23 protein-coding genes are annotated in these 25539 nt (G+C 45.8%); 5 read left to right on the top strand and 18 right to left on the bottom strand.

Annotation, left to right across the window (positions count from 1 at the left end; all coding sequences use genetic code 11):
- Positions 1–49: 49 nt before the first annotated feature.
- Positions 50–484 carry a hypothetical protein gene (locus tag QFZ78_RS16385; RefSeq protein ID WP_047677233.1) on the top strand — a complete coding sequence of 145 codons (435 nt, stop codon included), beginning with the start codon at positions 50–52 and terminating at the stop codon, positions 482–484.
- A complete protein-coding gene (locus tag QFZ78_RS16390; RefSeq protein ID WP_307549106.1) occupies positions 484–1557 on the top strand; it encodes a phosphodiester glycosidase family protein in 1074 nt (357 codons plus the stop codon). The genes QFZ78_RS16385 and QFZ78_RS16390 overlap by 1 nt, the downstream gene beginning before the upstream one ends.
- 327 nt (positions 1558–1884) lie before the next feature.
- Here QFZ78_RS16390 and QFZ78_RS16395 read toward each other — a convergent pair whose 3' ends face one another.
- A complete protein-coding gene (locus QFZ78_RS16395) occupies positions 1885–2139 on the bottom strand; it encodes an AbrB/MazE/SpoVT family DNA-binding domain-containing protein (RefSeq protein WP_047677456.1) in 255 nt (84 codons plus the stop codon).
- Between the two features lie 183 nt (positions 2140–2322).
- A complete protein-coding gene (trmL, locus tag QFZ78_RS16400) occupies positions 2323–2787 on the bottom strand; it encodes a tRNA (uridine(34)/cytosine(34)/5-carboxymethylaminomethyluridine(34)-2'-O)-methyltransferase TrmL (protein ID WP_307549107.1) in 465 nt (154 codons plus the stop codon).
- A 143-nt stretch (positions 2788–2930) separates the two neighbouring features.
- Between trmL and QFZ78_RS16405 the strand changes: the two genes are divergently transcribed.
- The gene (locus tag QFZ78_RS16405; RefSeq protein ID WP_307549109.1) at positions 2931–3644 is read left to right on the top strand and encodes a response regulator transcription factor; all 714 of its coding nucleotides are present in this window, start codon (positions 2931–2933) and stop codon (positions 3642–3644) included.
- 120 nt (positions 3645–3764) lie between these two features.
- On the opposite strand, the gene QFZ78_RS16410 is transcribed toward QFZ78_RS16405, so the two are convergent.
- The 10 genes from QFZ78_RS16410 to serC form a co-directional block, all read right to left on the bottom strand.
- Entirely contained in the window at positions 3765–4400 is a 636-nt protein-coding gene (locus QFZ78_RS16410) for an SGNH/GDSL hydrolase family protein (RefSeq protein ID WP_307549111.1), read from the bottom strand.
- A gap of 33 nt (positions 4401–4433) precedes the next feature.
- Positions 4434–6632, bottom strand: a complete 2199-nt coding sequence (locus QFZ78_RS16415) for a glycosyl hydrolase family 95 catalytic domain-containing protein (protein ID WP_307549112.1) — start codon at positions 6630–6632, stop codon at positions 4434–4436.
- A 15-nt stretch (positions 6633–6647) separates the two neighbouring features.
- Positions 6648–7526, bottom strand: a complete 879-nt coding sequence (locus tag QFZ78_RS16420) for a carbohydrate ABC transporter permease (protein WP_307549114.1) — start codon at positions 7524–7526, stop codon at positions 6648–6650.
- A gap of 16 nt (positions 7527–7542) precedes the next feature.
- Positions 7543–8499: an ABC transporter permease gene (locus tag QFZ78_RS16425; protein ID WP_307549116.1), complete on the bottom strand. Its 957-nt coding sequence runs from the start codon at positions 8497–8499 to the stop codon at positions 7543–7545.
- A 110-nt stretch (positions 8500–8609) separates the two neighbouring features.
- Positions 8610–10244, bottom strand: coding sequence for an extracellular solute-binding protein (locus tag QFZ78_RS16430; RefSeq protein ID WP_307549118.1), 1635 nt, complete (start codon positions 10242–10244; stop codon positions 8610–8612).
- A gap of 196 nt (positions 10245–10440) precedes the next feature.
- A complete protein-coding gene (locus tag QFZ78_RS16435; protein ID WP_307549119.1) occupies positions 10441–12759 on the bottom strand; it encodes a helix-turn-helix domain-containing protein in 2319 nt (772 codons plus the stop codon).
- A gap of 633 nt (positions 12760–13392) precedes the next feature.
- Positions 13393–14379: a class 1b ribonucleoside-diphosphate reductase subunit beta gene (gene nrdF / locus QFZ78_RS16440; protein ID WP_307549121.1), complete on the bottom strand. Its 987-nt coding sequence runs from the start codon at positions 14377–14379 to the stop codon at positions 13393–13395.
- Between the two features lie 22 nt (positions 14380–14401).
- On the bottom strand, positions 14402–16486 hold the full coding sequence (gene nrdE / locus QFZ78_RS16445; protein WP_307549122.1) for a class 1b ribonucleoside-diphosphate reductase subunit alpha: 2085 nt from the start codon (positions 16484–16486) through the stop codon (positions 14402–14404).
- Complete coding sequence (gene nrdI / locus QFZ78_RS16450; RefSeq protein WP_047677314.1) at positions 16473–16832, bottom strand: class Ib ribonucleoside-diphosphate reductase assembly flavoprotein NrdI; 360 nt, start codon at positions 16830–16832, stop codon at positions 16473–16475. Before nrdI ends, nrdE begins: the two co-directional genes overlap by 14 nt.
- Positions 16833–17421: 589 nt before the next feature.
- Positions 17422–18510 (bottom strand): 3-phosphoserine/phosphohydroxythreonine transaminase, encoded by a 1089-nt coding sequence (serC, locus tag QFZ78_RS16455; RefSeq protein WP_307549123.1) that lies wholly within the window; start codon positions 18508–18510, stop codon positions 17422–17424.
- Positions 18511–18651: 141 nt separating this feature from the next.
- On the opposite strand from serC, the gene thpR reads away from it, so the two are divergent.
- Both thpR and QFZ78_RS16465 read left to right on the top strand, forming a co-directional pair.
- Positions 18652–19407 carry an RNA 2',3'-cyclic phosphodiesterase gene (thpR, locus tag QFZ78_RS16460; protein ID WP_307549126.1) on the top strand — a complete coding sequence of 252 codons (756 nt, stop codon included), beginning with the start codon at positions 18652–18654 and terminating at the stop codon, positions 19405–19407.
- Positions 19408–19521: 114 nt separating this feature from the next.
- On the top strand, positions 19522–20382 hold the full coding sequence (locus tag QFZ78_RS16465) for a DUF421 domain-containing protein (protein WP_307549128.1): 861 nt from the start codon (positions 19522–19524) through the stop codon (positions 20380–20382).
- A gap of 16 nt (positions 20383–20398) precedes the next feature.
- Here the strand turns inward: QFZ78_RS16465 and QFZ78_RS16470 are convergent, their stop codons facing one another.
- From QFZ78_RS16470 to bioB, 6 genes are all read right to left on the bottom strand, one after another.
- Positions 20399–21019: an NUDIX hydrolase gene (locus QFZ78_RS16470; RefSeq protein WP_307549129.1), complete on the bottom strand. Its 621-nt coding sequence runs from the start codon at positions 21017–21019 to the stop codon at positions 20399–20401.
- A complete protein-coding gene (locus tag QFZ78_RS16475; protein ID WP_307555720.1) occupies positions 21016–21537 on the bottom strand; it encodes a mismatch-specific DNA-glycosylase in 522 nt (173 codons plus the stop codon). The genes QFZ78_RS16470 and QFZ78_RS16475 overlap by 4 nt, the downstream gene beginning before the upstream one ends.
- A 122-nt stretch (positions 21538–21659) precedes the next feature.
- Positions 21660–22544, bottom strand: a complete 885-nt coding sequence (bioC, locus tag QFZ78_RS16480) for a malonyl-ACP O-methyltransferase BioC (RefSeq protein WP_307549131.1) — start codon at positions 22542–22544, stop codon at positions 21660–21662.
- Positions 22525–23313, bottom strand: coding sequence for an alpha/beta hydrolase (locus QFZ78_RS16485; protein ID WP_307549134.1), 789 nt, complete (start codon positions 23311–23313; stop codon positions 22525–22527). Before QFZ78_RS16485 ends, bioC begins: the two co-directional genes overlap by 20 nt.
- Positions 23310–24482, bottom strand: a complete 1173-nt coding sequence (bioF, locus tag QFZ78_RS16490; protein WP_307549136.1) for an 8-amino-7-oxononanoate synthase — start codon at positions 24480–24482, stop codon at positions 23310–23312. Before bioF ends, QFZ78_RS16485 begins: the two co-directional genes overlap by 4 nt.
- A gap of 16 nt (positions 24483–24498) precedes the next feature.
- Positions 24499–25497: a biotin synthase BioB gene (gene bioB / locus QFZ78_RS16495; RefSeq protein WP_307549138.1), complete on the bottom strand. Its 999-nt coding sequence runs from the start codon at positions 25495–25497 to the stop codon at positions 24499–24501.
- Between the last annotated feature and the right edge of the window lie 42 nt (positions 25498–25539).

Raw genomic sequence — 25539 nt, forward strand, 5'->3', positions numbered from 1 at the left:
TCTGTAAAAAATATGGAATATGTTATACTAGTAAACAGAGGTGATTTTCATGAACATGCCCATCGAGACTACGACTGCGAATTCTTTCCCTCGCGCTGCTTCGAAGGCTACCAAGGTAAGAAAGAAAACGTACGTCTACTTATTTGTGGGTTGGGTCATGCTGATCGCAATCGGAGTGGCAGCAGCTATGATGTACACCGAGCATTTGAGGCAAAAAATTGCAACCGATATCGCACAGCAAACCCAGCAACAACTGCAAGTGGTTCAACAAGACTATCAGAAGCAAGTTACCCAATTGAAAGATAGCGTTACGACAGATATGAAAGCTCTACAGACCAAGGTAGATTCACTGAATGAATTGCTGGCTTTCACGAAGGACAGCGCTAACAGCAAAACCGATAATAGCAACCAGCTTTATACGCAGCTTGCCGACGTAAAGAAGAAGTTGGAAGAGCTGCAAAAGAATCTGGATGTGCTAAAGTAATGAACGTAAATAGCATTCAACAAATCAACCGCGTCCTTCTACTTGCAAGCGCCCCGTTTCTGGGGATGCTGATTTGGCTGCTATTCGTTACGGCGATTGTCCCAATCAACCCGTTGGTACATAAAGTGTCTACGCCGATCTCTTTTCATCAAGAAACGGTCACGCTCGATAACTTGCTGACCAAAGCGAATGCCGATGCTGTGCAAACCAAATCCACCATTCAGCAATATTTCGAACTTTATGAGAAAAGCGCTGCGGAAGTAGCGGCCATGCTCCAGAACGCTGCAGCACAAGCAGCCAAACCGGGCATTATCTATGATGCACGGATAACGGCCAAGCTCGGCAGCCCAATCAGACAAGCTTCTTCCGGGAATATTGACTTGAAACTATTCGCTTTGAATGAAAGCAACTATAAAGGTTATGCGCTTAAAGTAAACCTTAAGAGCGATAAGGCCATTAAGCTTGTACTTGGCAAGGATAAAATCGGCTCCAGTGAAACAACGCTAGATGCCGTCACACGTTATGGGGCTATCGCCGGTGTGAACGCAGGCGGCTTCGCCGATGACAACAAAGGCAAACGTTATCCGCTGGATACAACCATGATGAATGGGAAGTATGTGAATGGCTTCTTTCCTACCAACAACGATACGACCTTCATTGGCTTGAATAAAGACCGCAAGCTCATTGGCGGTAAGTTCATCTCTCAGTCTGAGCTTGATAAGTTAAATCCACTCATGGGATCTACCTTCGTCCCGGTTCTCCTGAAGAATGGTAACAAGACGTCGATTCCCTATCAGTGGCAAAGTTCTCCGGCAAGAGCAGCGCGGACCATCATGGCTAACTACAAGCACGACCAGCTGTTGTTTATTGTGACCGACGGCTACGATGAGAGCGGTAATTCGGGAGCAACTCTTGCTGAGCTGCAGGACAAAATGCAGCAATTAGGCATTGTCGATGCGTATAACTTGGATGGGGGCGGCTCTACCACTTTAGTCATGGGAGGCAGCGTCATTAATCGCCCATCGGATGGGAAGCTTAGACCGCTGGCCACCAACTTTCTATTTTTTAAATAACCGAAATTATTCACACTTTATTCGTTTCTTTTTTTAGAATGGTTGGGTATAATAAGCCTTAACTATGCTCGAAGATCCCAAAGCAGAGAGACTTTTAGCACGTTAAAAGATCCCAAAGCAGAGAGACTTTGAGCACGCTCAAAGGTCCCTATATATGGAGGTGCAGCAATGTTTGGTTTATCAACAACATTTTGGCTCGTTAACACCGTTTTTGTATTATTCATCGTCGCTATGTTGACGTCTTCCTATAACGATGACAAAACAAAAGGTCTATAGAAATACAAAAAAAGCATCTGCTTCTCCTTAGGAGAAACGATGCTTTTTCTTTTATGCTCTTACCTTTAGCAAGTTCATTTCAGTTACACATACGCCGCAAATATAGCGCTCTTTGAATTCACTTACACTTTCCATACTTCCGCAAAATACACATTTTGGACGATATCTCTCCAGTATGATATGGTCACCCTGCACCAAAATTTCGACAGGATCTCCCTCATTCATTTGATATCGCTTTCTTAGCGATTTAGGCAGTACAATACGTCCCAATTGATCGACTTTACGAACGACTCCGGCTGGCTTCATCATAGGACTTCACCTCTCTTCCGCTCACGTTTTCCATGCTCTCTACTTCATCTAGCATATCTATACGGACTGATACGGAATACTATTCGCCGTCATTTAAGAAACTCCTGCTAATAACATGCTGAAACTTTCTTTTCCTGTCAAATATGTCGGCTCAGCCCTAATATTGATAGGCCTTAAGTTCTAATCAAGACCGACGAAACCGATCTGCCGCAAGCCCTCATACAGCATGATCGCTGCCGAATTCGATAAATTTAGCGATCTGACCGCATCTGACATTGGCAACCGCAGTAATGTTTCGGGATGCTGAGCTAACAGATCCTCAGGAAGTCCTTTGGTTTCTTTGCCAAACACAAAAAAATCTCCGTCCTGAAATGTAAAATCTGTGTAACGTTTAGTTGCCTTCGTTGTTGCAAAGAAAAAACGATGCTCTTTGTAAGCCTCTAGCACCTCATCAAATGAGTCATGATACTCGAGCTTAACCGAGTGCCAATAGTCTAATCCAGCGCGTTTTAACGTCTTGTCATCCGTCTGAAATCCAAGCGGTCTAACCAAATGGAGATACGTGCCTGTCGCTGCGCACGTCCTAGAAATGTTGCCTGTGTTTGCAGGAATCTCGGGTTCTACTAATACAATATGAAATGCCATCTCTGTCAAATTCACCTCAATCTCTATCCTATTATAAGCGAATGCGGAATGCAATTTTACACAGGGTTAACTTTATCTTAATATCTCGATGATAGAGCGCTGTCATAATAGAGTTATCCTCGATAAAAGGAGTCCACCCATCGATGAAAAAGAAAATCCTAGTTGTTGATGACGAACCTTCCATTTCCATGCTTATAGAGTTCAACTTGAAGCTTGTAGGCTTTGATGTCCATTGCGTGTTTGACGGCGAAGCTGTCTTCGATGCCATCCAAACGTTTCGCCCCGATCTCATCGTTCTCGACTTAATGCTGCCGAAGATGGACGGGTTCCAAGTGTGCCGCAAGCTTAGAAACCAGAATAACCTCGTACCTATTATTATGCTTACAGCTATGCAAGATCTCACGGATAAAATTGCCGGCTTGGATAACGGCGCTGACGATTATATGACCAAACCCTTTTCACCGCAGGAGCTCATTTCTCGTATACAGGCCATACATCGACGAATCCAAACCTTACCGTCCTCGACAGAAAATGCGCCCATCACGATTGGCCAAATCGCTATTAAAGCCGATCAACGCGAAGTCATGGTGAATGGCTCCCCGATTGAACTTACACCTAAGGAATTCGAGCTGCTGCTCTTCCTGTGTAAGCATCGCGGCAAAGTCCTTAGCAGGCAGCAGCTTCTCCATGGGGTGTGGGACTATCACTTCCTTGGAGATACCCGCATCGTCGATGTGCATATCTCTCATCTGAGGGATAAAATTGAGAACAATGCACGCAATCCGGAATATATTATGACCATCAGGAACGTTGGCTATAAGCTAACGGCGCCTGTCGTGAAGGAATCGCTGGCTTAATTGCCTCTTCGCCTTTCCCCTTCCGCATTCGGCGGAGCACCAATACGAAAAAGCCCCTGACAACTCCAACTCAGGGGCTTTTCTCTATGTACAATGAACGCATATATATAAGGCCATCACTTATATTGCCGCCCCGACCGCCTTAATCCAAGCTTTGGCTATAAGCGCATGTCCTGCCGGTGACGGGTGCACGCCGTCTGGCGCCCAGAAGCTGGAGGGTGCGAGCATCGAAGCCTGTGCGAATATACCATCAAGCGGAACCAAAAGGGCACCAAATTCCCGTGCTAATTCCCGCACGACATTAATTTTGGGATCGAGATCCTCACGCCATAGTTTCCTGTCTTCCGGCACTGGCAGCACGAATGGCTCGATCATAATAAGCTTGGCCCCAAGCTCCTCTTTCGTGCGGACAAGCAGTTCCCGGTAACCTTCTTCGAATTGTTCCACAGATGTAGGATCGTTCCGGTCATATCGTCTCCAGCAATCGTTAATACCGATATAGATCGATACCCAGCTCGGCCCCAGTTCGATACAATCCTGTTCCCAACGAGAACGAAGATCTTTCACTCGATTCCCGCTAATCCCCCGATTCAGAAATGTAACCTGTTGTTCAGGATAAGATGAACCGAACAATGCTGAAGTCATCAGCGCATATCCTTTGCCCAAATCAGAGGGATTTTCCCTAACCCTTCCGGCATCCGTAATACTGTCACCTTGAAATAATACGATGTCTCCTTGCTTGAATGGCACTCCCATTTTGCACATCCTCCTACTTTGAATTTTCACCTGTTAAAATCCGTAAAGACGCCAAGGCTTATGTCCGCCGAAATAGCGGGCAACCTTCCGCGGTGATTCTACGGGAACGATTCGCCAGTCAGACACCTCATCACCTCGGGAAAGGATCGCTTCATCCCCCTGGCTCAAATCCAATACGATCTCGTCCTCACCCGACTTTACATAAACGGTGTGCTCAGCAGCTTTGGTTCCGGTTATCGTCCAGCAAACTACACCGTTCCAGCCTGTCTTGATGATACACGGCTCCCCAGCCAAACTTTTCACTCGAATCATTTGGGTTTCACCGTCACGACGTACAGCGCTAATTAAAAATGCTCCTTCGGTTCGCAAATTTTCGAAAGACACATCTTGCCACTCGCCCGGCACAGCTGGGAATACCCGTATCTTGCCTCCCCAGCTTTGAAGCAGCATGTCGTGTATCGCTTCTGCACCGGCAAATGGCGTTTCGATAACAGGTCCTGCTTCTTTATACATTGTATTCGGTTTAATCATCAACATCAACGTTTGCAAATAACGCAAGGCCTCATCTCCTGAGCCGAGAATAGCAGCTATTGAAGCCGCCCCAGTTAGGCTGAACCCGCGCAAGTCGCCTTCCTTCCCGATCCAATGACGAAGCGAGGTTGTGATCAGCTTCCGATCCTCTTCCTTATCGCAACCGATCAAATGGAGTGGAAAAATCGCAAGCAGATGGCTGAAATGTCGGTGACCGTATGCTAAAGGCGTGTCTTGTCCAATCATAAATCCCGTCTCATCTACAGGTAACGGAGTCAGCCTTTCCAGAACTTCCTTCCATTTCCCGGTAAGCGGATCTTCCACCGTTAACCGCTGGCATATTTCCAAAAGGGTTTGGCAGCCCCAGCGCAATAAAGCAAGATCGTAATGAGAATCGCGTACCTTCGTTTTCATAAAAGAGCCATATTCAGGTGAAATGGTAGGCGGAAGATGCAGACTACCGTCATCGCCTTCTTCAAGAATGTGAAGATAATAATTTACACTTCTACGTAAAAGAGGAAATAAGATGGTGCTTAGCATCTCATCATCCATGCTGTACCGATACTGCCGCCACACATTATGGCAAATCCAATTCAAATTCCCTACTTCATCATCTACCTCAGCCAGCAAATCATAGCTGCAACTGCGACCAAGTCCTGAGGAATCATGCCTGCAGGACTCCGGCACGTTGTTTATTAGATTTTCTCTGTTTTCATCTAAAGCGCGAACCAGCGACATCCCGATGTCCAATCGATTCGCGGTATACACCGGTGAATAACTCATTTGCACATTCATATTAAACCAAACGCCCGGCCATGGCGTTGAAGTAAGCCACGGACCTTGATTATCGATCAAGGGCTGATCCGCACGTGTGGCTGAAGCCAACTTATACATTTGTATCCAATAGAAGCTTTGGAGCCGCCCATCCGGAACCGAGATGAAGCTTAGCCGATAATAGTTGTGCCACCACCGACGGTGAACGCCTATCCATGCATCGAAATCACCGCTAGAGGCTTGAACAACCGCATCCAGCGCTTTACCAATTGCAGCTTCTTTATGACCTTTAATAACGGAAATGAAGCAAACTCGGCGATTCGGCGACACTTGGACTTCCTTCCAGGCAGTTACACAGCCATCCTCGCCTGAATAACGCTGAATATTAAGGTTCACGCCATCTCTAACCGTTTTTTCCACATCAGTTGCAGGTATATATTGATTTAAATTAAAGCCATCCGCATTTTTCAGTACGTGATCAACTTCCGGATAGGCGTACCACGCAAACTGCGCAGCCCTTTCCCCTTCTGATGTCTCGATCTCGATCGCCATGACCGGTTCTTCGCTATGAACAATGGAACGAAGCTTTACCTCGCCCCGGGTCGTCGTCAAAATAGCACGAAGCTCTGCGTTCCATAAGTCCACCCGCATACTCGTCGGGTGATAAATCATGCCTTCCATCTCAAGGTCAAGCTCACCAATGGGTACGCGTGGAGGAAATCCGGGTTTATCAGTCCGGCTTGCTGTAACATCAGTACGTCCCGTGACAAAACGGAGCACGTGCCGTTTTTTCGCATTTTCCTCCCCATATACCATAGCGCCGATCGAACCATTACCAATGAAAGCCCCTTCATCCCAACTGACAGGCTTCACGACCCATTCCATATCATTGTCGGCCATAAAATGTTCCCATTCTATGTCATTCATTGCAAGCACCCTCCCCTATCCTTTAATCGCTCCAATCAGAGCGCCTTTGACGAAATATTTTTGGAGAAACGGATAAACAAGCAGAATCGGTACCGTTGCCACAATAATGGTCGCGTACTTTAACGTAACCGAGAGCATTGCTGAGGCGCCATCCGAGGCCCCTAAGTTTGAGCTTGCTTCCCCTTGGAGTAAAACTTCGCGCAGCACGAGCTGCAGCGGATAGAGCGACCGGTCCTGCAAGAAAATCATCGCATTGAACCAAGAATTCCAATGACTGACGCCATAATACAATAACATAACGGCAATAACCGGCATGGAAAGCGGCAAAATGATCCGAAACAAAATGACAAAGTCATTCGCGCCATCTATTTTAGCCGACTCCTCCAAGGCATCAGGAATCGCTTCGAACGCCGTTTTCATCAGAATGAGATTAAAGGTGTTAATCGCTTGAGGAATAATGAGCGCCCATAGTGAATCGACCAATCCTACTCCTTTAACCGTCAAGTAGAGAGGAATCAAACCACCGCTGAAAAACATGGTAAACACGATAAACAGCAGAAGCGGTTTACGGTAGGCCAAGCTTTTCCTTGATAACGCATAGGCCCCGAAAGCTGTAAGCACGATATTGAAAAACAGACCCACCAGCACAACAAAAAACGTATTCCCGTATCCTTTCAGGATCATGGGGTTTCGAAACACATTCGTGTAAGCATCCAGTGAAAATCCGAGCGGCCGCCATAAAATGCCTTTGTGCCCCATCAGAGCTCCAGCGTCACTAATGGAGGCAAAAGCCACATAAACAATAGGATATATCGTAATGATCATCAAAAAGGTCAAGAAGATCACGTTGATGGAATCGAAGCTTTTTTCTGAAAATGTGGTCCGGTTCAGCATAAATATGCCCTCCTCTCTACCATAAGCTAGTATCATTAAATTTCCGACTTAACCAGTTGGAACAAATCAGCAGAATAAAATTGATCACCGAGTTGAACAAGCCAACTGCTGAGCTAAAGCTATAATTGAAATCTTGTAAACCAACCCGGTACACGTAAGAAGATATCACATCCGCGGTTTCATAAGTGCCTGGATTATAAAGCAAAATGATCTTTTCGAACCCGATGTTCATCATTCTTCCGACCTCCAAAATGAGCAGAATGATGATCGTCGGCATTAAGCCGGGAAGCGTCACATTCGTCATTTGCTTCCACCTGCCTGCGCCGTCTATTTTAGCAGCTTCATATTGCTCCTGATCAATACCGGTCAAAGCCGCCAGAAAGATGATCGTACCCCAACCGATATGCTGCCACACACCCGACGTTACATAGACGGAACGGAAAAAGCTCGGTTCAAGTAAAAATGTCGTTCGTTCCCCGCCGAAAAAGACAATGATGTCATTCATTACGCCATCGCTGACGGTGAAATCCTTGATGATGCCGCAGATGACAACTAGTGAAATGAAATGAGGCATATACGTAATAGTCTGCACCGTGCGTTTAAATAAGGCATGTCTCACTTCATTGAGAAGTAGCGCTAGTACGATCGGTGCCGGAAATCCGAACAAGAGCTGATAGAAGCTGATAAGTATTGTGTTTTTTATTGTCCTCCAGAAATAAGGTCCGGTAAAGAATGCTTGAAAATGTTCAAAGCCTACCCAATCACTCCCCCAAATGCCAAGGCGTGGAGAAAAATCCTTAAAGGCAATAATAGCACCATACATCGGTCCATAATGGAAGATCACATAATAAAGCAGCACGGGACAGAGCATCACATATAGCAGTTTATTTTTACGGATATCGATCAATATCCCTAGTCGGGATCTCTTTTTCGGTATGAAGGGCATAACCGTTTCAGGACTGATTGTGTTCATTTCTCTGCTCCCTCTCTATCCTTGGGCTACTTCCTTGCAGGTGAATACGAACCGCTTTCTACAGAGACGGCGTCATATTCCGTATTCACCTGCAAGATGCCCGAAGGGTGTTATCGTTTGTTGTAGCGGTCGAGTGCATCTTGGTTTATTTTCGTTACCTTGTCGATACCCATTTCTTGAATGCGTTTTACATACTCATCAAACTTGTCGAGAGGTTCCTTGCCCATAACGAACTTCACAAACATTTCTTCTTTATAACTCGAAATCGCGGTATTCAATTTGGCCAATTCTTTACTTTCCTCTATCGTCGGAGTTATGAAAAGTGGCATTACATGCTTAGCCGCGTCCGTTTCACCCCAAATTTTAATCGCTTCGTCCTGCTCCTTGAATGTATTGAAGCTTTTTCGGGCGTCACCTGGAAATGGACCATTTGGCTTCGTATACTGAGATACCATTTGTTGAAGATTAAACTTCTCGTTTTTAGTAATTTTTTCGGTAAATTTCGGGACATTGTTTTCCATCTTGTAGCTCTCGCCTTCAATTCCGAAGTTGAACAGCAAGCCACCTTTTTCACCGTAAGCATAATCCAACCATTTAACTGCAAGCTCTGCATTCTTCGAATCGCCGGTTACCGCTTTACTGGCAACCGGATTGTACTTGAAGTCACGCTGTCCGATAAAAGCGCGTTCCCCTTGCTTCAAGGTCGGATATGGTGCTGCAACCAGCTGGAATTTCGGGTTTTTCTTCTTCCCGGTATCCATCCATCTGCCCATACCGCCGCTTAATAGACCTACAGTTGCTCCCGCACTGTCACTCATTAATTTGTTGTCCAACGCTTTGGAATCCGTGTTAAGTGCAAAGTCTTTATCAAGCAGTCCTTCCGCATACCATTTACGCAGCAAGGTCAAAGCATCTTTAAACTGCGGATCGATTGGACCGTATCTGACTTTGCCTTGATCATCGATATAGAACCGATTGGCTGTTTTGAAGGCGCCAATGAATGCGTCCTGAATGTTCAGCTCACTGCTATACTGAGCAGTAAATGGTGCGGTTGCGCCTTTCTTTTCTTTGAACGCTTTTAACACCGTATACCATTCATCGATGGTCTTAGGAACCTGCAGATTCAATTCATCCAGCCAGTCCTTGCGAATCATAGGTCCTCGGAATACTAACCCATTGTCGGGACGAATCATCGGAAATGCGTAATATTTGCCGCTGTCCGTTTTGATCATCTTGTCTAATTCCTTGTCTTGCTGAAGCAATTTCTTTAAGTTCGGCGCATTCTTGTCGATCAAATCATTGAGTGGAAGAATGACTTTATCTGCAATCGCCTTCTCAGGTCCGCCTGGATAAGCGGCAGTCCCGCCTCCGCCCCAGTTATATTCAATAACATCCGGTAATTTATTGGATGCAATCATCAGATTGAACTGCTCCTTTGATTGCCCGTCAGCCGGATGTGTATACTTCACTTTCACACCGGTTTCTTTCTCAAGCTGCATGCCGAACGTTGATTCTGCCAGATTTGGAACAAAAGATGCCAAGTTCGTGTCCATCTGTTCCCAGGACGTTAACGTTTCTTGCGTACTAATTGGATACTTAGCTCCAGCCGCTGTTGGACCAGCAGATGCTTTAGGTGAAGTAGTGCTCCCACCTGCCTCTTGTTTGGAACAACCAACGAACACACTAGATGCGACTACAACACTTAATGCCATACTAATAGACTTCTTGTTCATATATTTCCCCATGTAAATCCCCCTCGTATGAATTGGTTCTATGCACTTCGGTGCACCGTGGTTTCATTATGTAACGAAAACGATGAATCGGATATCGTTAAAACCGAAACTGCATCATTAAAATCGATAATAATCAACCTTCAATTTACGCAATTGCTATGTAAAAACGGAAAAGCCGCGCAAGCATGCTTGTACGGCCCCTTGTATGTCATTGAATATCTTTATATTTGCCCGGTGTAATGCCCTCGAATTTCTTGAAAATCCGATTGAACGTATTCATATCGGAGTATCCGACTCTTTTCGCAATGTCCGTGACAGATAAGACTTGAAGAGAAAGCAGCCGCTTTGCCTCTTCTAATCGGGTTCTGCTGATAAAATCAAGCAAGGCTTCACCTGTCTGTGCTTTGAACTGTTTGGATAAATAGGAAGGCGTTAACCCGAACTTATCACCCACCATCGAGATGTTCAGATTCTCCTCAGCGTAATTGCTTTTGACATACAGGGTGACCTGCTGACTAAGTTGGTTGTGCTCCTGTTGACGGTCTTCTTGAATGAATCGGCACACCTGATTCAGTACTTCACGAATCTGTACCTTCATCTCTTTGATGGTTGAACTGCTCATCAATCGGTCGATTTGGTCGGTTTTTACGATTAACGCTCGATTATTGCTGCTCGTACCGATTTCATCCATCGTTTTCAGAAGCGTACTGATCAAATCAAACATGAGACACTTGGCGAGCGGTACAGATAAGGACGCATCCGATACGTTAATCTCGATAATTTCACCTATGATCGCACTCGATTTTTCAAAATCCCCTGACTTCACAAAATTGATCAGCTGATGCTCAACAGGTAATGGATAGTAGTAACTTCTGGATTGCCTAATCGTTTCTGAACTCGGTAAATCATCGTACCCAATAATTTCACCGCTCCCCATAACGAGCCGGTACTCCAAGGCTGCCAAGGTTTGCTGGTACGCTGTAGGGATCCCATATAGCTCCTGATGGATGCCGCTGATCGCCACTGTCAAATGGACATGGAAATGGTCCAGCAAGAATGACTTCACCTGCTCGGCAATACGCTTCAACTCTTGCGAATCCGGATCTGTCCCGAAATTTACAATGCACGCTTGCATATTGTCTACTTCCGTAATGAAAGCCCGATTATCATGAACGATCACTTCTTCAGCGACATTCATAATAATGAAATGCAGCATCCTCACCTTCTCAGGAGCAGCATACTCGTCGATCTCAAACTTGCCGAAATGCTCGATGTGAAATAACAGAACAGCAAAATACCGTGAAGCCAACCGAATATCGTGGGCAGCAAGCGATTCATGAATCGGGACATTTTGTTCCAAACGACCTTTCAGCAGCCCCTGTAGAAAATGGGAACGAATGGCATCACGATGCTGATGCAGACGACGGTCAATCTGTTCTTTTTCCGCAAACGTATTATTCAATGCATCTTGTAGAAATCCATACTCGTTCGAGCCTTCATGAAAAGATATCCCTGATTTCACTGAAAAGCTTCGAATCAGTAGGTTGATTGGGTTATAATTTTTTCTCAAAAAGAGGTAGGTAACAAGTCCGCCCATGATAAGGCTTAAAATAACACTGGCGTAAATTAGCTTCTTCATGTATTTCATCTTGTCGTCAAATAATTCAGCGGGTATCGTCGATATGTATTTCCACCCTGTGCTGCCAGAGGTGATATAGGAAACAGCTGCCTTTTTACCAGAATCCGCGCTGATAAACATCCCATTTTTTCCAGAGAGCTTGTCGTAATCCAGAAAATCAGCTCTAGATTCGAAACCAGTCGAAGCAACTAGACGGTTTTCCTTATCTAAGACCGCTATCGAGGTTTGATCCGAAGTGGATGGAATATTATCCAGCAATTTGGAATCCTTAATGACAAATAAAATGACCGCGCCTGGATGATCTGGGTTGGCGAGTATGACGGATTTGGCATACATCACAGCTTTGACTGAATGGCCGTCTTCCCTAAACGTAATGGGTGCGTATTCCTGGATGTAAGGCTTATCAAAAAACTTCGCCCACTCCTCGTAGCTCATCGCGTCTTTCTCGCGAATCTTTTCGAACAACATACGGCTGTTCGTGTGATCACGTGTGGATATAACCGTGTCGCTATTCCGGTAGTAAATGTAGATTTGTTCAATAAAATCATTCGCAGTCTGATATACTCGCAGATCGTTGGCAATGCTGACCAAATCGTAATAGTCACTATCCGTCAATGGCTTCACCGTATTCATGAAACCGGTTACCAATTTACTTAAAGCGATTTCCAAGCTTAACCGTTCAATACCGCGAAGGCTGTTATCGATCGCTTGCTCCATCTGCTCCAGGGCTGATTTGTTCGCACGGTTGACTTCCGATTCCACCACATGCCAGGCAGCTGCGTATAGAATCCCACTAATAATAATCGGGATAAGAAGTACAGAGATATAAGATATAAGCCACGTAACGATAACACTACGTTTGTTGAACCGGATTCGAGCAAGACTCATTGGATTACCCCTCATCACCATGTTGTAACTGCTTTCACCATCATTATACAGAAAATATGGAAGGATTGAAGTTATTTCATATATTATCGGCTATTCCACTTAGCTTCAAAGCTAAGCATATCCGAAACATTTGAATAGAACTTTCAATTACATGGAATCCACCCCACCTGAATTTCAAAGTAATGCGGATCCAACTCCATGTAAACAATCCCGTTTCAGATTACACCGTCATTGTATGATCGAGTGTTTATTAATTGTTGCAATTTCTACAACAATTCACGCGCCCAACGGCTTTTTTGGTCTTTGAAGTTGCAGTTTGTACAACATTTCGAACCCATTTGTTGCGAAATGGCCCGTTTGGGGCCAAATTGTTGTACATTATGCAACAACGAAGGGTGAGAGGCGGGATCTAGGCAGCAATTGTTGCACTTTCAACATCATTCAACCGAGTATATGGAATCATTCATTCATCCGGCAACCTCATGTCAACATATTTGATGATGGATTCCGATTTAAACAACTCCATGTAGAACAAGGATGGATGAATGAATCGACAGTGAGGTCAGCCCGCTTACCCCTTAACTCATAAGACAACAAAGGACCTGACGAAAACCGTCAGGTCCTACTTTATGTTCAATCCCCAAAAAGGAAATCATCATCCGTCAACGCTTCAACGTGAATCGTACGTACATATCCATTTCCCTTTTTCGAGAAAAAGTCATGCTGCTTCGTCTTCGTGCTCAGACCGTTAAGAACAATCGGATTAATATCCTCTTCTTCGAAAATTGGGTCTACGCCCAGGTTCATGAACGCTTTATTCGCGTTGTACCGTAAGAAAGCTTTCACTTCTTCTGCCAAGCCCAAGGTTCCATATAGACTTTCAGTATAGCTTTCCTCATTGGCATGAAGCTCCTTCAGCAAGGCACACAATGTTGTGTATGCCTCATCCTGTTCCGCAGGGCTTAACTGCGCATAAACCTCTTGTGCCAGGACACCGATATACAGACCATGAATACTCTCATCGCGTAAAATCAAATCGATGATTTCGCCACTGCTTGTCATTTTACCCTGTCCGGCTAAGTAAAGCGGATAATAGAAGCCGCTATAGAACAAGTAGCTCTCCAGCAAGACAGATGCTGCCATAGCTAAATACAGCTCTTTAGTCGTTCTAATATTTTCATAGAAATGGGAAATTTTATTTGCCTTGAACTGCAAGTAAGGATTACGCTCCACCCACAGGAAGAGCTCATTGATTTCTTCCGTTGTAGACAACGTGGTGAAAATACTGCTGTAAGACTTCGCATGTATTTGTTCCATCATACCCATGAAGCTTAGCACAGCTTTGCGCTGCAGCCCATCGACATGCTCAAGAATCTTCGGCATGCCGACGCCGCCTTGCATGGTATCAAGCAGCGTAAGCCCACCGAGTACTTTCATGTAAAGCTCACGTTCTTCACCGCTTAACGTGATCCATGACATTTTATCATCAGATAATGGGATTTCCTCATCTGTCCAGAACTGCATAATATTTTGATTCCAGAAAGTGATCGTAAAATCATCATCGGGACGATTCCAATTCACAGCTTTCCTGGCATTATTTAGGGTAGTGGCCGTACTCATTTATATTTAATCCCCTTCCAAATTACACCGAGCAGCTGACGCATTCCTCAACGGATAGCTGATTCGTTCGCGTGTAGTAGAGCGATTTAAGTCCTTTGTGTGCCGCATAGAGGTATAGTTTAGCAAGTTGTCTCGTCGAAACATCGCTATTTACATGTAAAATCGTTGAAATCCCTTGATCCACATGTATTTGAATTTCTGCAATAAGATCAAGAATCTTAAACTGATCCATTTGATAAGCAGATTTATAGTAAAAGAAATTATCACGTGCCATGAAAGGCATCGGATAGTACGTAGTTGAGTTCGCATAAGTTCGAGTCTCGATCGGTTCAACAATCGGCATGACACTCGAGGTTGCATTTTGAATATAAGAAATGCTTTGTGTTGGAGCAACGGCCAATCGGTAAGCATGATAAAGACCATTGGTTTTTACATCTTCGTTTAACTTGGCCCAGTCGCTTGGTGATGGAATCGGCATTCCCTCAAACAAGGACTTCACTTTATCCGTAAGCGGACGGTAATCCGTCTCTATGTACCGGTTGAAATAGGCGCCATTCGCATACTCGGATAGCTCAAAGCCTTCGAAGGTTTGCCCCGATGATTTGGCAATTTCCATACTTTGCTCAATCGAATAATAGTTCATAGCCATGAAGAACGTGCGGACGAAATCTTTGGCTTCATCACTCTCATAGCTAATTTTGTTCTTAGACAAGTAGCCATGAAGATTCATAACACCGAGACCAACGGAGTGCAGCTCACGATTTGCTTTGGCAACCCCCGGCGCATTGCTGATCGTCGTCATATCACTAACCGAAGTCAAGGCAATCATGCCCTCGTGAACGGTTTCGCGCAGCTTCTTACGATCCATTACGTTTGCAATGTTCATGGAAGCAAGGTTACAGCTGATATCTCTAAGAATAAGGTCATCTTGGCCGTAATCGTTGATTTCCGAAGTTTCTTGCAGTTGGAAAATCTCAGTACAGAGATTAGACATTTTAATCGTACCGATACCTTTCAGGGCATGATCCCTGTTAGCATTCGAACGGTTCATCATATATGGATAACCGGATTCCAGTTGGGTAGTCGCAATTTTAACTAGCATGTCACGCGCACTCATGACAACCTTTTTCTTCACTTTCGGATTGGCCAGCAGTTCATCATACATCTCATCGAGATCAATATCATCCAAATGCTTACCATAGGTTTGTAGTACCGTGTAAGGAGCAAATACATGCAGCGGCTTGTTCTCTTCAGCCAACTTGTAAAACTTGTTCGGTACAATGAGACCGATGGACAGTGTCTTCAGGCGAGATTTCTCATCCGCATTAATTTTCTTACTATCTAGGAACTCCATAACGTCCCAGCCGAAAATGTTGTAATAAGCGGCTCCGGAACCTTTACGCTGCCCCATTTGATCTGCGTAGGAGAACGCATCCTCCATGAGCTTAAGAACCGGCATAATACCTTTTGCGGCGTTTTCCACACCTTTAATCGTTTCCCCGCGTCCACGAAGCTTGGACAAGTTAACGGCTACGCCACCGCCAATTTTGGAAAGCTGCATGCAGGTAGCTAGCACGTAGTTAATAGAATTAAGAGAGTCGTCCATCTCCAGCAGGAAGCAGGATACCATTTCGCCTCGGCGGCTCTTACCTGCATTAAGGAACGTTGGTGTCGCTGGTTGCAAGCGTTGTTCCATCATCGATACTGCAAGCACTCGCGCAGTTTCTACGTTCCCACGTCCCAAGTACAAAGCAACAATAGCAACGCGATCCGGGAAATGTTCCAGGTATAAAGATTTATCATCACTGCGTAACGCGTAATCCGTATAGAATTTCGAAGCTGCCATGTAGGAGGCGAACTCGAATTGATTATCGTGGGCCACTTGATAAACATCGTTAACTTCATCTTGCGTATATTTCTCATATACGTTCTCGTAATAGTTATGATCGATCATATAACGAACTTTAGAAGAAGTATCGGGGAAAGTGAGGCTTTTACTGTGGACTTCCTTCATAAAAACTTCAACAGCTTCTTTATCCTTCTCTAGTTGGAAAAAGTCATCCGCTCCGCGTTGCATCAATAAATTATTCAGCTCAATGTGCCGCAATTGCATGTACCCCCTGAACAAATCGTTCTACGTCATTTTTGGTGCCGGATAACTCAAACTTGGTTAACACAGGCACATCGTACTGCTGTGAGATCGTATCTGCGCTTTTGGCAAATCCGTCTCCCCAGTTACGGTTACCACTTGCTGCTACTCCGATAAGACGAGAGGCATTGCTTTCTAGGAAAGAAGCTACCTTCGGAGGAACTTGACCAAAACCGGTTGTATAGGTAACCAGCACGAAGGGCTCGTCCATCTTCATCGCTTCCTCAATTTGAATCGCTGGCATTTTGAGTTTAGCAATAAACCGGCGAACATTTCCCGTCTTCGAATCGTAAGCAATCAGCATGGGCTTCCGTCTCCTAACACTCTCTTATTCTCTATTTAGTACCGCTTATGTAAGTAACCCTATATGTAGTAAACAAATGAATCATTCCGCTCAATTTAAGAGGAATACGCCATGTCTTTTCGACAATATATGCGAATTTCAGGATTACGCGACCTAGGAAAAAGGCGGTAATCACGCGGTTTATCACGGAATTTGATTCTATTTTTTCACAAATTCTAGTAGTTGTGTGTTTCGCTTTTTTTACGATATCTAGTTGATAGATTCAAATTTATATCAATATATTGTGTTTGTCAACGAGCAAAATGGCTCGTTTTGACTATTAAAATACGTAAACCTAGACAGGACGTGGCTCGGAAGGCTTTGAAAATTTATTTTCAATTTTGACTTGAAATTTTCGAATTTGTCGAAAGCAAGACTAGGGCTTTGATCTCACTAGATATAGATCTATCCCGCCCCAAATACAAGCTCACCAAACCGTCCCAGAGTCCTTCTAAGGTCGTTAATAGCGATGATGCCACATTCCTATCCAGAAGCAAAAAAAGCTATTCACGCGCACACGAGGGTGCCGTGAATAGCCTAATCTTATTTCTTAACCGTTGCGTTTTTGGAAATCACTCATGAATTCAGCGAGCGCTTTGCATGATGCATAAGGAACAGCATTATACGTAGATGCTCTCAAACCGCCTACACTGCGATGACCCTTCAACCCAACAAATCCGTTCTGTTCGGTTTCCTTAATGAACTTCTTCTCCAGCTCTTCATCCTTCAAGCGGAACGTGATGTTCATCGCGGAACGACTGCCCGCATCAACTGGTCCACGGTAGAAACCGCCGCTTTGGTCGATTGCGCTATAAATTAGACCTGATTTCTCAAGGTTATTTTTTTGGATAACAGCTAGTCCACCTTGTTCCTGAATCCATTTCAATACCAGGTTCATCATGTAGATTGAATATACTGGTGGTGTATTGTATAGGGAATTGTTTTTGCTATGGATTTCGTAGCGAAGCATGGTTGGAATCGTTTTAGGCAGATCTTGTAATAAATCTTCCTTGATAATAACCACCGTTACACCAGAAGGACCTAGATTTTTTTGCGCTCCTGCATAAATCATGCCGAATTTCGAAATATCAACAGGACGGCTCAAGATATCGCTGGACATGTCCCCAATTAACGGCACATTCCCTGTATCTGGAAAGCTTTGGAACTGAGCACCTTCAATCGTTTCGTTCGAAGTCAGATGCAGATAAGCAGAATCCGGATGAATGTTGATTTCTTTCAAGTCCGGAATTTTCATAAATTTCTGTTCTTTCGAGCTTGCTGCGATGGCAACTTCTCCGAACAAGCTTCCTTCCTGAACAGCTTTCTCCGCCCATGCACCTGTAAGTACATAGCTGCCTACTTTACCTGGCTTTAGAAAATTAAGCGGAATCATGGCGAATTGTGTACTCGCACCACCTTGCAAAAACTGCACTTGATACCCATCAGGGATGCTAAAAATTTGCTTCAACAATTGCTGCGTTTCATTATGTACTTGCTCGAACTCCGCGCTGCGGTGAGAAATTTCCATAATGGACATGCCGATGCCTTTAAATTCGACAAGCTCCTCTTGTGCTTTCTGCAGTACTTCGAGCGGTAATGCCGCAGGCCCTGCGTTAAAGTTATAGGCCCTATTTCCCATGAATGACCACACCTTTGCTTTTTTGTATTATCGCTATGATAGCAATATTCTCCTCATGCATCAAGTAAAACCTCAGTTGGCAATGCTAGGAGAAGTACGAAGAAGAGAACAGATTTGGATACAAAAGGAGCCTAATTACTTATGATAATGCTTGATTCGATAGGAGAAAGATCTACAAACGCTGCAAATTCTGAACAATCAAACACCTCAAATCACACAAACGCTTCAAGTTCCACGAACACACAAAGTTCAACAAACGCTTCAAGTTCCACAAACTCACAAAGTTCAACAAAAACACAAAGTTCAACAAACGCCTCCGAAATGTATCGGCTGTTCGTAGGGATTCAGCTCCCGCAAGACGTCCAGCGGGTGCTCGACATATGGAAAGACAGCATCCAAAAGGTGCTGCCTTTCCAAAAGTGGACGCATCCGCAGGATGTCCACGTCACGTTAAGCTTCCTCGGCGACGCATCCGCCGAGACGGCTGAAGCGCTGGCGGCCGACCTGCGCCAGCTTGCTGCAGCTGCGCTGCCGCTGACCCTGCACGCCGAGGGCCTCGGCGTGTTCGGACCTCCGGCGGCGCCGTCGATCCTCTGGGCGGGCCTCGCCGGCGACCTAGACGCGCTTGCTGCGCTGCAGCGCGAGGTCGCCGGCGTCTGCGCCCGCCACGGCTTCCCGGCCGAGGCTCGCGCCTACCGGCCGCACCTTACACTAGCCCGCCGCTACCGCACAGCGGCGGGGCCTTTCAAGCGCTCCGCCCTAGCAGCGGCTGGGGCGCCTGCCGGCGGCTGGCCCGCGTGGCGAGTAGAGGACATCGTCCTCTACCGCAGCCACTTGGGCCGTCAGCCTGCGTACGAGCCGCTAAACGTGCTCCCTTTTGGGGAACCGTCTACTTAATACTTTCACTTTATTACCGGCACTGGATTTAATATCTTGTTTTTGTATAACTTTCAATAATTATACAAACAATTAAACCAATTGATTAGGGTTAATAAAAGAGGAGGACCCCCTGTGCCAACTTGGCTTGAAATTGTTTTACGTACATTATTAGCAGTAGTCGTGCTTTTCGTTATGACAAAGTTGTTGGGTAAAAGACAAATTTCTCAGCTTTCCTTCTTCGAATACATTACGGGTATTACAATTGGCAGTCTAGCAGCTTACATCTCATTAGATTTGGATGCGAATTGGTTTCTAGGTTTGGTATCCATATCCGTTTGGGTTGCATGCTCTTTAATCATTGAATTCTTGCAGCTTAAAAGTAAAAAAATGCGGGATTTTATTGATGGTAAAGGAACCGTACTGATTAGAGACGGAAAAATTTTGGAAGATAATTTAAAGAAAGAACGACTCACCCTCGATGAACTCATGGAACAATTAAGAAAGAAATCCGCATTTAAAGTGGCTGATGTTGAATTTGCTATCATGGAAGCAAGTGGAGATATTAATGTTCTATTAGCTCGTAAACACCAACCGCTGACTCCAAGTCATTTGGGCATCAAAGTCGCCCCGGAGAAGGAGCCCCAAACCGTTATCATAGACGGTAACATTATGAACGAAGCATTGGCCACCATCGGTTTTAGCCGGGGATGGTTGCAAACAGAATTAGATAAACTGGCTGTGACAGTTGAAAATGTATTTCTAGGTCAAGTCGATTCTTACGGCCAATTGTTTGTGGATTTGTATGACGACAAGATCAAAGTCCCCCTGCCGCAAGAAAAGGCATCCTTATTTGCTACAATAAAAAAATGCGAAGGCGATCTGATGTTGTTTGGGCTTACTACGAAAAATAAAGATGCAAAAGAAATGTACGAACAATGCTCAAAGCAAATGGAGGAAATCATCGCACAACTGAAACCTGTACTTAAGCGTTAAGTCCTTGAACGTTTGGCTAGTCGAACAGCGTCTGCGCTGTGTGGTCACGGGCAAGGTCGAACATCCGCTGCAGTTGCTCAGCGGTGTTTCGCTCCACCGAGAGCGGCGGCAGCTCGCTCTCGCCGAAGAATTGGGCACCGGTCGTTTCCAGACCGGCTTCAAGTGCTTCCCCGCCCACCAGCTCGCACAAGATAAACATCTTGTACACGTGGTTTGCCGAGGGTGGGTGTGCGTGGCGCTCTTTATCGAAGACCGCCAGCAATCGCACCGGCTTGACATCATAGCCAGCTTCCTCGCGGGTCTCCTTGACGGCGACCTCCGACGGTGTAAGGCCGATGTCCGCCCAGCCCCCAGGCAAAGCCCAAGCACCGTCAGCTCTTTCCTTCACAAGCAGCAGCTTGTTCTCTCTCAAGACGACGGCCCGAATATCTACTTTCGGCGTCTGATACCCCGTGTCGCTGGCGAACAAAGCCGTCACCTTATCGATCGGTGTCTCTGAGAAATAACTCATCATCTCCACGCTGATCTTGCGCAGCGCCTCGTATCGCTCCAAGTCATAACCATTCTCACCATAGGTAAGTCCGGCTTGACTAATCGCCTGAATTTCTTTGGCCCACTCCAACCATGGGATATTCATCCGTTCCCCAACTCCGTTTCAATATATTTCTTGATGCCGCTATAAATTGCTACCATATCTTCAAGCTTCATCCGAACAAGCCCACTAGAGGAGGGACATACATAGTCGATCACACCTTCAACCACCGGATCCTGTTGACTCCCCCAACTCATCCCCCTACGGCCGCTATACTGTTCATATACCCCTTTTCCTACAAAACAGGCAACACGAGGTCGAAAAGCCTTGATCTTTTGTTTCAAAATAAGTCGACCTTCTCGGTATTCCTCAGGCGTAATTTCAGCAGCCGTTAACGAAGGGCGAGCCACGATATTCGTAAATCCATACCCAAGCTTCAGCAGATCCCCATCCTCTTGAGGTTTATACAGCCGAGGTGTTAATTCCGCTTGGAAAAGGATCCGATAAAAGCGATTGCTTGGATTCGCATAATGATGACCCGTTTCTCCAGATCGTATACTGGGGTTATACCCCACGAAAAGTATCCTTAAATGCTCCTGCAGATGATCCGAAATAGGCTCTATGCTCAACGTTTAGGCACCTCCACCGGCACGACGAATTTTTTGTCTTTTCAATAGGTTACCATGAACGCCTAAAAACCAAAAGCCGAGGTACAGGACCCCGGCTTCAGAAGATATCTGATTTTCTATCTATGAACATATGAATGAGAGACCCTAGCTTGGATCAAAAGAAGATCATAAGTGGCAGCGATGCCTCCCTTTATGCTGAATTTATCTTCATATGCCTTATACATGTTGGCGAACAGCCGTCGCGAGCTGAGGCCAGGCGTAGCGACGGCTTCTGAAGTGCTAGCTCCCATTGCTTTAACCGAATGGAGAAAATCTCTAACGGATGAATACGTTTCTTTTTGAATCGAACGCTCTTTTTGGATACTAGAAAACCCTGCTTCCATGAGCAAGTTTTTCCACTGAGTATCGGATTGAAAAGACAGTCCGTGCCGCTGTGGATCCATGCCGCTGGCTCTATACACATCATTAAATGACTGATGCAGCTCGATAAACGTTTCCGGTCCGAATGTTGCGAACACCAGTAAGCCTCCAGGACGAAGCATCTGCCGAAGGTGACGTATTGTTTGCTTCGGATTTTCAAGCCATTGAAAGCAAGCATTGGAGACAATGAGGTCGAACGAGGCTTCTTGTGCATCTGCCGACCACCTTTCTACATCGGCATGAATAAAACTTACTCGATCCGGTTGACAACTGTTGGTAGCTAAGTGACTTGCCATACCTGATCGGACACGTTGCTCCGCGACTTTGATCATCCCTGGTGCAATATCGAGTGCAATAATGGATGCTTTGGACCATTCGTTAACCAGAATTCCGGTCAGAGTACCCGTTCCACAGCCAATCTCAAGAATGTTAGATGCCTCTATAACTCCTTCTTCCTTCCACGGGATGAGAGATTTGGCAAGCTGCTCTGCCATAAGGCGCTGCACTTTGGCGTGAACATCATACGAACCCGCTGAACTTCGGTTAAATTGACACTCAATATCAGTCATCCTGCTGTTCATCCCACCACCGCCTCAGTTCCTCAGCTATCTCATCTTCTCTTCCCAAAAACGACGCATGACCGCAGTCGGCTATGGAAAGTAACTCTGCTTGAGGCAATTGTGCCACAAGCTCTGCCGCAGCGTTGAAAGGACAAATCTTATCCTCCGTGCCGTGAACAAGAAGAACCGGACATTCAATTTCCGGCAGCCCAGACAAGACTTCCTCACTTCGCAAAATCTGAAGACCGGCAATTAGTGCCGGAGTTGTCCAACTGCCAATGAGAGGAAATCTTTTGCCAAGACCGGCCTCCCATTCCGCTTCCGTAAACATATTCTGTCGAAATTTGGTTTCAACGCCCTGTCGGTCCTTCATGAGTCCCTTCATCATCTGCCTAACATAGGCATCTGCCCAGCCGCGGTCCCTCTCTTCAACGGAACGGGTAAACCGAGCTGTAGCCGCAAACAACACTAGACCATCAGCAAGTCCTTTGACCGCTAGTCTCAAAGCCAGTAATCCGCCGAGCGACCAGCCTCCGATCAACAGCTGACCACGGTCAGCCCTTGTCTTACACTCTGTAATCATCAAATTTTGTGCCGCTGTTTCAGTGAGCAGCAGCATTGTCTCGGGAGAATCGGCATCACTGTAATCGACAGAAATATGATGAAAATCCGGCAGTAACTCGCGAAGTCGATCGAAAACCGTATCCGGCATGCTCCATCCGCTCAGCCATAAGATGGTCCTGCTTGGCTTTTGCTGAATTTTCACTTGATTGCTATCCGAAGCAATCATAGACTCAACACTCCCAGTTGAAGCCCGACGGTACGGATTCTCGCAGCAGCATCGATCAATTCCTTATCCGTATGAACGGCTGACAATGAAAAGCGGATACGAGCTGTACCCTCAGGCACAGTAGGTGGACGTATGGCAACCGCCGCGATCCCTTCCTCTTCCAGAGCACCACTGAAACGCAGAGCTGTATCATTATCGCCGATGATTATCGGTACAATTGGAGAATCGCCGGCACTGACATCAAAACCTGCCGCGCTAAGCGAGGATCGAAAAAGCGTAACAGCTTCGCGAAGCCGTACACGGCGCCAATGCTCAGTTTGTACCAATTCTAATGCTTTTGAAATACCAGCTATAAGAGAAGGAGGCAGCGCTGTTGAATAGATGAGCGGCCTTGCCTTATTTACCAGCCAACGAATGAGTGTGCGGCTACCGCATACATAAGCTCCATACACGCCGAACGATTTACTGAACGTTCCCATATGAATATCCACATCCACTCCGAGCTCATGACACAATCCCTCACCTAGATCACCGTAGATCCCACCGCTGTGCGCCTCGTCCACCATCAGCATCGCCCCGTACTCACATTTGAGATGAGCCAGTTCACGCAAGGGTGCCTGATCGCCATCCATGGAGAAGACGGCGTCTGTAACGATCAACTTTCGCCGTTTATCACGGTATTTATTCATTAACGTACGCAAATGTTCCATATCGTTATGACGATACCTGGCGAGCTCCGCACGGCTCAATATAGTGCCGTCCACAATGCTGGCATGGTTTAACTGATCGCTGAAAACAACATCCCCCCGGCCTACTAGAGCACCAATAACACCAGAATTCGCCATATATCCATTTGCAAAAACAAGCGCTGCTTCGCAGTTCTGCCAACCGGACAGTGCTTCTTCAAGTCGGCCATAAGACGCCCGGTTCCCTGTTACATGACGCGAAGCACCGGCTCCAGATCCTTCGATAAGCAGCTCCTCGCGCATCACTTCAATAATGGCGGGGTGTTGGGAGAGTCCAAGATAGTCATTGGATGATAAGTTGAGCAGCCTGCGTTCTCCACGAACCGTATAGCCAGGACACCCCAGGATTGAGCTACTTAAACATAAAGTACGCATCAACGAGGCGTCTTCCATTGCCGATAGTTCTTTTTCCATCCAGTTCATAGTCGAAGACACCACCTTAAAGGGCACTTAATTCAATCTCAAACCCCAAATCTTCAATCATTTGATGATCCGTCGAAACATCTTGCCCAGCTGTTGTTAAATAATCACCTACAAAAAGTGAGTTTGCAGCGTACAGTGATAGCGGCTGCAGCGTACGGAGGTTGACCTCACGGCCGCCAGCTACTCGGATTTCTTTAGACGGACAGATGAACCGGAACAGGGCCAGTACCTTCAGAGCTTTCATTGACGGCGTTCGGCCTGCATGTTCCAAAGGAGTTCCCGGAATAGCATTCAAGAAATTAATCGGAATCGAATCCGCATCAAGCCCGCGGAGTGCATAAGCCATTTCAACAATTTCATGATTTGTCTCACCCATGCCGATAATGACACCGGAGCAGGGCGACATGCCGTGCATCTTTACTTTTTCCACTGTTTCAACACGTTGGTCGTAAGTATGGGTCGTGGTGATAGATGGGTAATTGGCTTTGCTTGTATTTAAGTTGTGGTTATATCGATGTACGCCCGCTTCTGCAAGACGTTCGGCTTGCTCGTCCTTCAGAATGCCTAGACATGCACAAATTTTTAGCGGCATCGTTTCACGGATTTCTCTAACCGCATCCACCACTTGATTAAGCTCTCTGTCTGTCGGACCTTTTCCTGCTGCCACGATGCAATAAGTTCCAGCTTTGCGTGCCATGGCTTCACGTGCGCCGGCAAGCAACGTGTCTTTATCGAGCAGGGTGTATTTATTAACTGGCGCCGTCGAAACGATGGATTGCGAGCAATAGCCGCAATCCTCGGGACAAAGGCCGCTTTTGGCGTTGATGATCATATTCAGCTTCACTTTTTTACCGTAATAATGTTTTCTGACCTTAAATGCAGCCTCTAGCAATGGCAGTATCTCATCATTGTCGGCATTGAGCACAGATAGCCCTTCCTCTAGCGTTAAACATTCCCCACTCAATGCTTTATTGGCTAGCAATTGCCACTCTATCTCGGTTGCACTTATGTTCATCTCCATCATCCTCCTTAGATCTTTCATTGGAAAGCTGTCTTC

The sequence above is a fragment of the Paenibacillus sp. V4I5 genome (assembly GCF_030817255.1).
Taxonomy (GTDB): Bacteria; Bacillota; Bacilli; order Paenibacillales; family NBRC-103111; genus Paenibacillus_E.